A 12,127-nucleotide genomic window follows, 5' to 3' on the forward strand; every position below is an offset into this window, starting at 1 on the left:
TGGGCGAAGCGATGATGGACGACACGGACTGCGTCATTGAAATATCCAACGTATGGAAGATCTTCGGCGCCAAGCCAGAGCAGGCGCTGCAGGCCATACGAGAACGCGGCCTGACCAAGGCTGAGGTGCTGGCCGAGTACAACGCTGTCGTTGGTGTCGCCGATGTCAGCCTGTCGGTCAATCGCGGCGAGATTTTCTGCATCATGGGGCTGTCGGGCAGTGGCAAGTCCACGCTTGTCCGCCATTTCAACCGGCTTCTGGAACCGACCGCTGGCAAGATCGAGATCGAAGGAACCGATGTGATGGCCCTCGGGCCGCAGGAACTGCAGAAGTTTCGCAACCGGAAGATCGGTATGGTCTTTCAGAATTTCGCACTCATGCCGCACAGGTCGGTGCTCGACAACGTGGCGATGCCGCTGGAAATCCGGCAGGTCGCCAAGAACGAGCGGATGCGGCAGGCGGCCGCTATTCTCGAGATCGTTGAACTTGGCGCCTGGGGGTCCAAGTTTGCGCATGAGCTGTCAGGGGGGATGCAACAGCGCGTTGGTCTGGCACGGGCCCTGGCGGCCAATCCAGATGTCCTGCTGATGGATGAGCCCTTTTCCGCGCTCGATCCTTTGATCCGGAGGCAGTTGCAGGATGAGTTTATCCGCCTCTCGAAGATCCTGAAGAAGACGACGATCTTCATCACCCACGACCTTGATGAGGCGGTCCGCATTGGCGACCGCATCGCGATCATGCGGGACGGTAAGATGGTTCAAACCGGGACCGCTGAGGATATCGTCATGAACCCGGCCGATGACTATGTGGCGGACTTCGTAGCGGGCATCTCGCGCCTGAAGGTCGTACATGCCCACGCTGTGATGCAGCCAATCGAAGGGTATGTGACACAGAAGGGCCCGCTGCCTGCGGGCGCTCCGCAGGTCGATGGGCATGAGACGCTCAGCAACCTGATCAATCTCGCCATTGATGACGCCAACCCGATCATCGTGAAGGAGGCTGGCGCTGACGTGGGCATCATCACCCGCTCGGATCTGTTGCGCACGGTGATCGAAGGGACAGAAGTATCATGAAGGATGACACTGTAAATCCGCTGGACGATCCGAACAGCGATGCCGCGATTGCCTACACAGAGGAGCGGCATGAGAACATCCGCACTTTCGTGCGGACGAGCCCGGGGTACTACATCAAGAACTTCGACAAGATCGGTGCGTCCGCGCGGTTCACACCGACCTTCAACCTGATGGCCGGGCTGTTTGGCCCGGTCTGGTTTGGTGCGCGGGGCCTGTGGTCCTGGGCGTTGCCGTTTCTGATTTTGGAAGCGCTGGCGCTGGTGCAGATCGCCCGCGGGCTCTTCGGCGACCTGGCTGCAGATGCCATGGCGCGCATCCAATCCATCGAAGGCACCTTGGAGCTGCGCCGTCAGCAACTGGCCGCCGCGATTGAAAGCGGGTCGGACCGGGTCGATGCCTTTCGCCGTACGGTCGAAGGGCTAGAGGCCAATATCGGCGGCATCCGCGACGAAGCCGCTGCGCTTGCCGCACAAGGCCCCCAGATTGCCCTGATGGGGCTGGGGATCTTACTGCTGGCGAAAGCGGCACAGGCGACGGTGGCAAACTGGGCGCTGGAGGCCCGGTTTTCCGACTGGCTCTCTGATCGCGCGATCCGATCGGGCATGCCGGTGGCTCAGATCGTGTTCAGCGCGGTCTTCATGGGGCTGATCGTCCTGGCCGCCATGCTGCACTACAGCTTCCCCGATCGGTTCGACCTGCTCAGCCAATTCCCGACCGATCCAGACATCCGCCTGACCAGCATCGAGTGGGTCGAAAGTTTCTTCAACTGGGCCGTTCTCAATGGCGAGGCGCTCTTTGACGGAATCACCTTTTTCATCCGGCTCGTGCTGGATGCCCTTGAAATCGTTTTTGTTAGCACACCATGGATTGTGATTGCGGCGTTGATCATCCTGCTGACGTGGCTCACGGCTGGTGTGCGCATGGCGATCTATTCCGGGGCCTTCCTGTCTTACATGGGGCTGCTGGGGTTCTGGGAAAAGGCGATGACGACGCTCGCCTTGCTGGGCACAGCGGCCTGTCTCTCGATCCTGATCGGTATTCCGCTCGGCATGTTCGCCGCTCGCAAGCCGCGGTTCTACGCAGCAATCCAACCGATCATGGACTTCATGCAGACGATGCCCGCCTTTGTCTTCATGATCCCGGTAATTGCCTTCTTCGGCACTGGCAAACCCGCGGCGGTGGTGACCACCATGATCTTCGGCGGCACGCCCGTCGTGCGTCTCACGGTTCTGGGGTTGCGGGGCGTGCCGGAAAGCGTGCGGGAGGCTGCGATCTCCTTTGGCGCCAACAAATGGTACCTTCTGACCCGGGTCGATCTGCCACTTGCGAGCCCTTCGATACGCGCGGGTATCAACCAGACCATCATGCTGTCGCTGGCCATGGTTGTGGTGGCATCCCTGATCGGCGCCAAAGGGCTCGGCGAGGACGTCCTCGAAGCTCTGCAATATGCCAATGTGGGCCAGGGCATTCTTGCCGGTTTCGCGATCCTTTTCTGCGCCATGATCCTCGACCGTATCGTGCAGGGTCAGCGTAAGTGACACCGCTTGTCCTGGTCCATGGGTTCATGGGCGGCAGCGCGCAATGGGGCGGGCAGGTCGAGGCCCTCTCGGACACCTATGACGTGATCGCCCTCGACCTCCCCGGTTTTGGAAAGAACGCGCATCTGCCGGTCATTCGCAGCATCGGTGGCTTTGCGGATTGGGTGATGGCGACGCTGGATTCCATGGGTGTGAACCGCTTTCATCTGCTTGGCCACTCGATGGGCGGTATGATCGTTCAGGAGATTGCGGGCCGCAGCCCCGCGCGCATTGAAAAGCTCGTGCTTTATGCGACTGGCGCGATGGGCGTGCTGCCTGGACGGTTCGAGACGATTGCGGAAAGCAAAACCCGTGCGCGCGCCGATGGCGCCCGAACGACGGCTCGTCGCATCGCCGCAACCTGGTTTTGCGATGGAGAGGCTGCGTCCGGCTATGACGCCTGTGCCGCCATCGCAGAGCAGACTACGGTGGACGCAATCCTGGCTGGCCTGGACGCGATGCAAGCGTGGTCGAACGAAACCGCTCTGCCAGATTTGGAGATCGACACATTGGTCATCTGGGGAGATTGCGACCGAACCTACCAGTGGGAGCAGACCGAGTTGCTGTGGAAGAGCATACCCAAGGCGAACCTCGCCGTCGTTCCGGCCTGTGCCCATGCGATCCATCTCGAGCAGCCTGAGGCGTTCAATCTGCTATTGCGCACTTATCTCGAGGGAGGCGCGTGAACAGACAAAGGGCTCTTTTCGGACGGTTGTCCGTGTTTCGCGGTGTGACGCTGAGATCGGACCGCCAAGCCTCTTTGTCCGCCGAAAAGCTCATCGCCGAAAGACGGCCGCGTCGAGTGGGTGGTCGCAGGTATCAAGCGAGACTTCTGTTAAACGGGCAAATCTGTAGCGGGCCGCTTCGATACCAGTTGAGCCAAGGCCGTTTCTTCATCGCACCCGTCGCGACGCGGGGCATAAGGAAATCAAGGAGCATTTCCTCACTCTTTCACCTCTACACGGCGTCTAAAGATAGGTTTGGAGAGCTGTCTGGTGCGGGTGGCAAACCGACTAGGAATGGGCCCTGCTCAACCAGAGCAGACTGCGTGCCGCGCATTCAACGGGGTCGATTGTCTCGATCTCTAGCGCGCGTCGAACGTCCTTGACCACTTGCACCATGCCTGCGCAACCGAGGATCACCGCGGCGATGCTGTCTTTGTCTTGGGCGAGCAGGGCCTCGCGCTGAATCTGGTGCCCGGATTGCTTAGGGTCAGCCTCCAGTTCGAGAACGGGTATGTCCGACGGGCGCACACGGGCCAGATATTGACCTAACCCCAGCCCGAGGATGTTCTTTTCAAGAACTGGCGCTGATGCGGCGAGGGTGGTGACGACGCTGAACCGCCAGCCTCGCAGCGCTGCATAGTGGTAGGAAGCCTGGCCCAACCCGATGACCGGGCAACTTGCCAGTGTGGCGGCTTCGCCAAGCGCTGTGTCATCGAAACAGCCGATGATGATCCCATCCGCTCCGTCTTGGGATGCGCGCTCGACGAGGCGCAGCAAGTGGGGGGCGGCCGCCTCTCCGTCCGCTTCGCCCTGGATCGCCGGTGGGCCCTTATGGGACGTCCAGCCCTCGAATTTCAACGCGGGCGCTGCGCGCCGGGCAACGGCAACCATCGCATCCGTCATCGACGCCGTGCTGTTGGGATTGATGATGACGACTGCCATCACACCATCCCTCGTCCCGCGTCGGACCCTTGTTTGGCGCGACGGCGGTTCATAAGCCAGACACTCATCAGGAACAGGACGATGATGAGCAACGAAAAAACCGTGGTCAGTGTTCCGAGCGCGAACAGGACCGGTGTCGTCACATTGGTCGTCATCCCGAAGATCTCCAGCGGGAGAGTGTTGTAGCTGCCTGATGTGAGTAGGGTTCGTGCAAACTCGTCATAGCTGAGGGTGAAGCCGAACAGTGCCACGCCGATCAGGGAGGGCGCGATGATCGGCAAAACCACATGTCGGACCACCTGCCAAGGGCTGGCGCCCAGATCGCGGGCGGCTTCCTCGTAGGATCGGTCGAACCGGTTGAAGACGGCAAACATGATGAGCAAACCAAAAGGCAGTGTCCATGTCAGCTGGGCGCCGTAGCCGGATGTCGACCAATGCACCGGCAGACCTGATTGCGACCAGATCAGGCCGACACCGAGCGAGATCAGGATCGACGGGATCACCAGGGACGTGATGATCAGATAAAACAGTATGGTCGATCCCGCGAACCGTTTGCGAAAGGCAAGCCCGCCCATGACCGACACCACCACCGTGGTGACCATGACCATAAGCCCCAGCACGAATGACCGGGAGAATGCGCCCCAGATATCGCCGACCGCTTGTTCTTCGAACAGGTCTCGAAACCAATGCAGTGAAACCCCGCGCATCGGAAAGGTCAGGCCGCCGCCGGGGCCCTGAAAAGACAGGATCGCGATTGTCAGTGTCGGTCCATAGAGGAAAATCAGGAACAGGATGAAGAAGGCTGTCAGCGCATAGAAGGATCTGGGTCGTGGTTCCATGATCAGAGCTCCTTCCGGATGTCGACGAAACGCAGCAGCGTGCCGATCAGCAACAGCACCGTCACCAGCAGGATGACAGCCGTTGCGGACGCAGATGGATACTGCAGCAATCCGACATCGTTCTGGATCATCCTGCCAACATTGGCCGACTGGCTTCCCGACATGAACCGCACGGTAATGAAGTCGCCCATCACAAGGGCCACGACGAAGATCGTACCGATCATGATGCCCGGTTTGGTCAGCGGGAGGATCACATGCCATAGGGTCTGCCATCCGGTCGCCCCGGCATCCGCCGCCGCCTCGATCAGGGATTTGTCAATCCGCATCATCGTGTTGAATATCGGTACCACCATGAACAGGGTATAAAGATGAACGAAGGCGAGGATCACGCTGAAGTCGCTGAAGAGCAGCCATTCCAGCGGCTCCTCTATCACACCCGCCGAGATAAGCGTCGAGTTGGCAATCCCGTTCCGGCCCAGAAACGGGATCCACGAGATCATGCGGATGATGTTCGAGGTCAGAAACGGGATCGTACACAGCAGGAAGAGCGCCACCTGCCACGTCAGGCTGCGGATATGAAATGCGAGGTAATAGGCGACCGTAAAGCCGATGAGCAGCGTGCAGATCCAGGTGATGGCCGCGTATTTGAGCGTGTTGAGGAACACGCGGTAGGTGACGTCAGAGCTCAGCAGGAATTCATAGTTGTCGAACTGAAAGGCCGGGTAGATCGACCACTCCGTCGCCCCCCAGAAGCTGACGATGACGATCATTGCGATCGGCGCCACCAGGAACACCAGCAGGACCAGCGAAAGAGGTGCTGCCAGAAGCCAGCCAATGAGTGAATTCTTCTGCACGTGGATGTGATGCTTTTGCTAGGGGAGGGGGCACCGGAAGGCCGCAGCCCTCCGATGCCCTGTGTCGATCAAGCGGCGATGAACTCGTTCCACTTGCGAACCATGTATTGGTTTTCGTCCATAACGGCGTTCCAGCAGGCCACGGCGCCCATGCGGTCATAGAACGATCCGCCGTCGCGGACCGCGCCCGCTTTCTCCATCACGTCGCCGAAGGGGTTGGTGATGTCGCCTTGAGCTTCCTTGCCTTCGAACCAGAAGCCCCACTCGTCTTCGCTCATGAAGGCCTTGGAGGTTTCCGGCACGGCTGAATAGTAGCCCTGGCGCATCAGGAAGCCGCCGACCCAACCGGAGAGATACCAGTTGATGTAGTCATAGGCCGCGTCCAGCTCCATGCCTGACAGCGAGGCCGACAGGCCGATCCCGCCGCCCCAGGACCGATAACCCTCTTCCAGCGGCTGGTAGACGCATGGGATACCCTGGCTGCGCACGGCGGTGATGGCTGGTGACCACATGGACTGGATTACCACCTCACCCGAGGCCATCAGGTTGACGGATTCGTCAAAGGACTTCCAGAAGGCGCGGAACTGACCGTTCTTCTTGGCTTCGGTGAAGATGCCAAGGGTCAGATCAATTTCTTTCTGGGTCATGTTTCCCTTGTCGGGGTATTTGTATTCGCCCATGGATTCCACGACCATCGCCATGTCCATGATCCCGATGGACGAGATGTCGAGGATCGACGCCTTGCCCTTGAATTCCGGGTTCAGCAACTCGGACCAGTTGGAGATCGGACGGCCGATCAGGTCCGGCCGGATGCCCAGTGTGTCGGCGTTGTAGATCGTGGGGATCAGGGTCATCCAGCCGGATTCTTCGTCGACAAACTCCGTCCCATCGGCGCCGGTCGTGAAGCCCACCGTATGAGGGGCGGTGCCCTGTGCAATCACGCTGTCCGGTGTCAGCTTGCCGTTGCGGAAAATCCCGACGATCTTGTCGTAGTTGGCGATCTTGGAGGTATTCATCGCCTGCAGGTTGCCGGTGGGCCAGACCTTCTTGCAGATCCAGTACTCGATATCTGCAATATCGAAGCTGTCGGGCTGGGTGGCGGCGCGCTGGGTCACGCTGTCGGAATCCAGAGCTGTCATCTCCAGCGTAAAGCCCAGGTCCTCCTTGACCTTCGTTGCGACCTCGTTGAGATTGGACACCCCGGTACCAAATTGGCGCAAGGTGATGTTTTTCGTCTCTTGTCCCCATACCATTGGAGCCGGAAGCGCGGCGGCCGCCACCGCCGCGCCACCTGCCTTCAGCATGGACCGACGCGAATAGCGTATTTTCGAGATTGTCGTCATGGCAATGTCCTCGTGTTGAACGTGTAGTTAATTGGCCAGGGCGTGTGCCGCCTCGACCTCCCAGTCGAGGCCGATTGCCTCTCCCAAATCCTTCGGGTTGCCGAAGAAATCCTTGTCCGACAGCAGCGCCGTGACCTCCTGATCACCTGGGATCGCGGCGGTGAGCGCGACATGCGTGCCCTGATACTCGATGCCGGTGATGGTGCCGGGCAGCCGCGCGCCATCGGGCGCGCTGATCCGCAACGCATCGGACCTGATAGCCATCGTACCCTCGGGCATGGCCACCACATTGTGGGATCCGAGGAACCGCGCAACGAAGGCTGTCTTGGGGGCGTCAAACACCGCCCGCGTATTGCCCGCCTGTTCGATGCGGGCGTCGTTCATCACGACAATCTCGTCCGCGAGGGCGAGAGCCTCGTCCTGTCCGTGCGTGACGTGAATGAAGGTGATACCCAACTCCCGTTGCAGCTTTTTCAGCTCTGCCCGCATCCGCACGCGCAGGAAGGGGTCGAGCGCCGACAGCGGTTCGTCCAGGAGCAGCACGTCCGGCTGGGTGATCAGCGCCCGCGCCAGGGCGGCGCGCTGTTGTTGCCCGCCCGACAGCTGCGCTGGCAAACGGTCGGCCAAGGCCGACATATCGACCAGTTCCAGCATCTCGCCCGCGCGCGTGGCGCGTACGGCCGCATCTTGCCCCTGCATTTTCAGGCTGAACGCGACATTGTCGATCACGCTCAGATGCGGAAACAACGCGTAGTTCTGAAACATCATCGCGGTGCTGCGTTTGGCGGGCGGCAGGTGTGAAATGTCCCGTCCGCCCAGCGTCACGGCCCCGTCCGACACCACTTCATGTCCCGCGATCATCCTTAAGGTCGAGGATTTTCCGCAGCCCGAGGGGCCCAGCAGACAGGCATAAGTGCCAGCGCCGAAATGATAGCTGATCGCATCGACCGCGACCGTGTTGCCGTATCGCTTCGTGAGGCTAACCAGCTCAAGATCAAGTTTTTGGGTCATTGCCACTCCCGAGTTGTGGAAAGTCTGACCGTGCGCGCGCACGGTCACCAAGGGTATTCGGTTTACTGAAACGGCTGGGTTGGGAGGGTGCCCTCTTTCGAGCAATGCTGCGGGAGTTTGTGCAAAAAATGAGCATAGATTGTATACGATTTGCCCATCTCTTGTTTTCAAACTTGAGAACCCGCCCGCCCATCGCCACCTTCGGAGCAGGAGAAGATGCATGTCAGCTGTTACCGATTCCCCTGTTTCGACCGTGGAAGAGATCGTTGCTCGATTGACCGAAGCCGTGCACGAACACCGGGTTCAGCCGGGCACCAAACTGCGTGAAGATGAAGTCGGTGAGATTTTCGGGGTAAGCCGGACGCTGGTGCGCCAGGCACTGCGCTCAATGGAGCATGACGGGCTGGTCACGATTGAGCGCAACCGCGGCGCCTTTGTTGCCAAGCCCACGTTGAAAGAAGCCCGGGAAGTCTTTGAGGCGCGCGCACTCCTTGAACCTCGTACCGCCCGCGCGGCTGCGGAACGCGCGACTGCGCAAGACATCGCTCTGCTGGAAAGGCACATAGAGAAAGAGCACGCGGCCCTGGACCGGGATGAGGCGGGTTTGGCGCTGAAACTGTCCGGCGAGTTTCACGTGGCCATTGCCCGGATCGCCGACCAGCAGACGATCGAGCAGTTTTTGCGTCAATTGGTGTCGCGCTCGTCGCTTGTGATCGCGCTCTACTGGCGCCGTCGGAACGCCCTGTGCGAAAGCAATGCGCATCACGCGCTCTTGCAGGCCCTCCGCGACGGCGACGGCGACAGTGCCGAAGAGTTGATGAAGGGCCACCTTCTGGACCTTCTGTCGCAACTCGACCTTCGAGACCGCCCTACGGGTCCGGCGTCCTTGCGGGACGCCCTCCAGAAATGACGCGGTTTCGGACCGCAACTCTGGCTGAATTGCACCTCATGTTGGATTGGGCGGCGGCCGAGGGGTGGAACCCGGGTCTGGATGATGCACAGGCATTTCATTCTGCCGACCCGCAGGGGTTCTTCGTGGCAGTCGATCCGGTCGACGTGCCTATCGCCGCAATTTCCATCGTCAATCACAACGAAGCTTTCGCCTTTCTTGGGCTCTACATCGTGCATCCTGAACATCGGGGAACAGGTATTGGGCTGGAGCTTTGGACCCACGCGCTTGCGCACGCTGGGAACCGTACCATCGGGTTGGACGGTGTCGAAGACCAGCAAAGCAACTATGCCGCGTCGGGTTTCAGGCATGCCGGCGGCACAACGCGCTATTCGGGCAATATCGTTGGTGTGACGCATAAGAGCATTGAGCTTACGCGCCCTGAACATGTTTCGACGCTCATCGGGCTGGAGGCAGAGGCATCAGGCGTCGAAAAGCCAGCCTACATGCGGGCTTGGTTTGGACGGACCGATCATCGGGTCACCTTGATCACTCACGAGGGCGGGGAGATCCGCGGTCTTTGCACAGTACGGCGCTGCAGAGACGGAGCGAAAGTTGGTCCCTTGATCGCGGACGATACCGACGCCGCGCGCCGTTTGATCGACCATGCCGCAACCCTCTTCGAGGGTCCGCTGATCATCGATGTGCCAGACACCGCCAAACCGCTCATCGACCTATGTGAGGCCTATGGGCTGACCGCTGGATTCAAAACGGCACGGATGTATCGGGGCACACCGGTTTTCGGGAACAGTGACATCTATGCCGTTGCCACTCTGGAACTCGGGTAAGGCAAGAGGGACAGTTCGAATGGCGCGCGCGGTGTCACGATGATCCAGCCCGTTGATCTATTCAGGCGGCTGCGGCGCGGATCACAGCCCCCGAGCGTCAAACTGTAGACTTTAGGGTCCGCGCAATCCCCGACTTTGCAAGATAGTCGAGCACGGCGCGGATGCGCCCGACGCGCGCGAGATCCGGATGGGTCAGCAACCACAAATCCACGCCCATCTCATCGATAAACTTACCGATGCGCACCAAGTCCGGATCGGTTTCGGCCAGATACAGCGGCAAGACCGAGGCGCCGACCCCGTTGCGAACGGCGGAGTACATGCCGAGCAGACTATCCACCCGACAGTGACAGCGATCATCCAACCGCTTCTTGCGCATCCAACGATGGAGTTGGGGATAGACCATGGACGTGCTCGGCCCAACCCAAGGCATATCCGATAAAGCCTGCGCATCGGCATCCGTGCTGCGAGTTCGATGAACGTAAATACCTTGCCGTATTGTGCCCAAACGGCGCCCGACGAGATGCTCATCCGGCGTTGTCATCGGACGAATGGCGATGTCAGCGTGCCGCAGGGAGAGGTCGGCAACCTCGTTCGACAGGATCACGTCGATGGAGATGTGAGGTTCCTGGATGCGCAGCTCGGCAAGTGCTGATGCGAGTAGACCGCACAAAAGCGTGTCTGTCGTTGCGATACGGACGACACCAGAGGGTCGCAAATCCCGTCCAGAAACGCGCCGTTCTGTCTCATTTGCGAGGTCGGCAAACTTCCGGGCTGTCGCAATGACCTCCTCACCGGCGGGTGTCGCTTGATATCCCGTCCGAAACCGCTCGAACAGCCGCACCCCAAGTTTGTCTTCGATCGCGTTGATCTTGCGAAACATCGTTGGGTGGCTTGAATTGGCCAGGCGTGCGGCTGCCGCCAGACTGCCTGCGTCTGCAATCTGCAACACCGTTTCGTAGTCCGCCCAGCTCAGCTTTCTGTTCAGTTTTGAAATCTCTGTTTCCAGTATTGGCCGATTATATATCATGAAAGAAAGCGGTAGCCTAGTTGTAGGATCAAAGCGCCGGGAGGCAGACATGCAGTTTCACTTTGTTCATGCGCATCCTTCACCGGGCTCTTACAACGCTGCACTGACCGAGACGGCCGCGCACACCTTGCGGCAAGGTGGCCACACGGTCTCGATTTCCGATCTCTATCAGCAGCGTTTTGATCCTGTTGAAGGAGCCGCGCATTACTCGTGCCACGCGCCCTCGGACGATTTCGTGGCATTGCGCGAGCAGCGCGAGGCCTGGCGTGCCGGGTCGCTTCCTGGGGATGTTATCAGCGAGATCAAAAACCTCGAGCAAGCCGATGTTGTGATCTTTCAGTTTCCTCTGTGGTGGCATGGACCGCCAGCGATACTGAAAGGGTGGATGGACCGGGTTTTCGTAAATGGGGGCCTCTACACGAGCCAGAAGCGCTATGACACGGGCCATTTCAAGGGACGGCGCGCGTTGCTCTCCGTGACGACGGGCGCGCCGCGCGAGGCTTTCGGGCCGGGAAGTCGTGGCGGCGACCTCGACGTGATGCTGTGGCCACTCCAGTATTCGCTGCACTATGTCGGTTTTTCTGTTTTGCCGCCGTTTGTGTCTTACGGCGTGCAGGGGCACGGGTACCGCTATGAAGACGAGGAGGTCCTCGACGCTCGGCTAAGGGATAATCTCGAAACATGGTCGGCAAGGCTGTCGGAGCTGGAGGCATTGGCGCCAATCCAATTTCCGAGCTGGAAGGACTGGGACAGTGCTGGCAGTGCGCTGAGGTCAGAGGGTTTAGCCAGTTGAACCGCCTTTGCGGTGGCTGACCGTTTTTTCCTCTGTGCCCAAATTTGGGGAGACAGCGGTATCTGCCATATGCGATTCGACCACGCTGTATAGCTGAGGCCGTCGTCCCGGCGACGGTCGAGTGGGTGTTTCATACGCAAACCCCCAGCGAATTGCGGTCTCAGATCTCGGGGCCTTGTATCCAATCAATCCGCCAACGGCGCTCT

12 protein-coding genes are annotated in these 12,127 nt (G+C 59.9%); 6 read left to right on the forward strand and 6 right to left on the reverse strand.

Annotation, left to right across the window (positions count from 1 at the left end; genetic code table 11):
• Nucleotides 1-11: 11 nt before the first annotated feature.
• Genes ACVC7O_RS03825 through ACVC7O_RS03835 form a run of 3 tightly spaced genes read left to right on the forward strand, consistent with a single transcriptional unit; the run spans nt 12 to nt 3,336 of the window.
• Entirely contained in the window at nt 12-1,073 is a 1,062-nt protein-coding gene (locus ACVC7O_RS03825) for a quaternary amine ABC transporter ATP-binding protein (RefSeq protein ID WP_458326032.1), read from the forward strand.
• A complete protein-coding gene (locus ACVC7O_RS03830; RefSeq protein ID WP_458324762.1) occupies nt 1,070-2,611 on the forward strand; it encodes an ABC transporter permease subunit in 1,542 nt (513 codons plus the stop codon). Before ACVC7O_RS03825 ends, ACVC7O_RS03830 begins: the two co-directional genes overlap by 4 nt.
• Entirely contained in the window at nt 2,608-3,336 is a 729-nt protein-coding gene (locus tag ACVC7O_RS03835) for an alpha/beta fold hydrolase (RefSeq protein WP_458324763.1), read from the forward strand. The genes ACVC7O_RS03830 and ACVC7O_RS03835 overlap by 4 nt, the downstream gene beginning before the upstream one ends.
• A 327-nt stretch (nt 3,337-3,663) precedes the next feature.
• Here ACVC7O_RS03835 and ACVC7O_RS03840 read toward each other — a convergent pair whose 3' ends face one another.
• The 5 genes from ACVC7O_RS03840 to ACVC7O_RS03860 all read right to left on the reverse strand — a co-directional run bounded on the left by ACVC7O_RS03840 (nt 3,664) and on the right by ACVC7O_RS03860 (nt 8,364).
• Entirely contained in the window at nt 3,664-4,317 is a 654-nt protein-coding gene (locus tag ACVC7O_RS03840; RefSeq protein ID WP_458324764.1) for an aspartate/glutamate racemase family protein, read from the reverse strand.
• A complete protein-coding gene (locus ACVC7O_RS03845) occupies nt 4,317-5,156 on the reverse strand; it encodes an ABC transporter permease (protein ID WP_458324765.1) in 840 nt (279 codons plus the stop codon). The genes ACVC7O_RS03840 and ACVC7O_RS03845 overlap by 1 nt, the downstream gene beginning before the upstream one ends.
• Nucleotides 5,157-5,158: 2 nt before the next feature.
• Nucleotides 5,159-6,010, reverse strand: coding sequence for an ABC transporter permease (locus ACVC7O_RS03850; RefSeq protein WP_458324766.1), 852 nt, complete (start codon nt 6,008-6,010; stop codon nt 5,159-5,161).
• A gap of 68 nt (nt 6,011-6,078) precedes the next feature.
• A complete protein-coding gene (locus ACVC7O_RS03855) occupies nt 6,079-7,344 on the reverse strand; it encodes an ABC transporter substrate-binding protein (protein WP_458326033.1) in 1,266 nt (421 codons plus the stop codon).
• Nucleotides 7,345-7,380: 36 nt separating this feature from the next.
• Nucleotides 7,381-8,364, reverse strand: a complete 984-nt coding sequence (locus tag ACVC7O_RS03860) for an ABC transporter ATP-binding protein (RefSeq protein ID WP_458324767.1) — start codon at nt 8,362-8,364, stop codon at nt 7,381-7,383.
• Nucleotides 8,365-8,584: 220 nt separating this feature from the next.
• On the opposite strand from ACVC7O_RS03860, the gene ACVC7O_RS03865 reads away from it, so the two are divergent.
• Together ACVC7O_RS03865 and ACVC7O_RS03870 are read left to right on the forward strand one after the other, a co-directional pair.
• On the forward strand, nt 8,585-9,274 hold the full coding sequence (locus tag ACVC7O_RS03865; RefSeq protein ID WP_458324768.1) for a GntR family transcriptional regulator: 690 nt from the start codon (nt 8,585-8,587) through the stop codon (nt 9,272-9,274).
• Nucleotides 9,271-10,101 carry a GNAT family N-acetyltransferase gene (locus ACVC7O_RS03870; RefSeq protein WP_458324769.1) on the forward strand — a complete coding sequence of 277 codons (831 nt, stop codon included), beginning with the start codon at nt 9,271-9,273 and terminating at the stop codon, nt 10,099-10,101. Before ACVC7O_RS03865 ends, ACVC7O_RS03870 begins: the two co-directional genes overlap by 4 nt.
• A gap of 97 nt (nt 10,102-10,198) precedes the next feature.
• On the opposite strand, the gene ACVC7O_RS03875 is transcribed toward ACVC7O_RS03870, so the two are convergent.
• Nucleotides 10,199-11,179, reverse strand: coding sequence for a LysR family transcriptional regulator (locus ACVC7O_RS03875; protein WP_458324770.1), 981 nt, complete (start codon nt 11,177-11,179; stop codon nt 10,199-10,201).
• Between ACVC7O_RS03875 and ACVC7O_RS03880 the strand changes: the two genes are divergently transcribed.
• Nucleotides 11,178-11,921, forward strand: a complete 744-nt coding sequence (locus ACVC7O_RS03880; protein WP_458324771.1) for an NAD(P)H-dependent oxidoreductase — start codon at nt 11,178-11,180, stop codon at nt 11,919-11,921. The two genes, ACVC7O_RS03875 and ACVC7O_RS03880, sit on opposite strands and share 2 nt — an antisense overlap.
• Nucleotides 11,922-12,127: the final 206 nt, after the last annotated feature.

This window comes from Roseobacter cerffii, assembly GCF_054226325.1.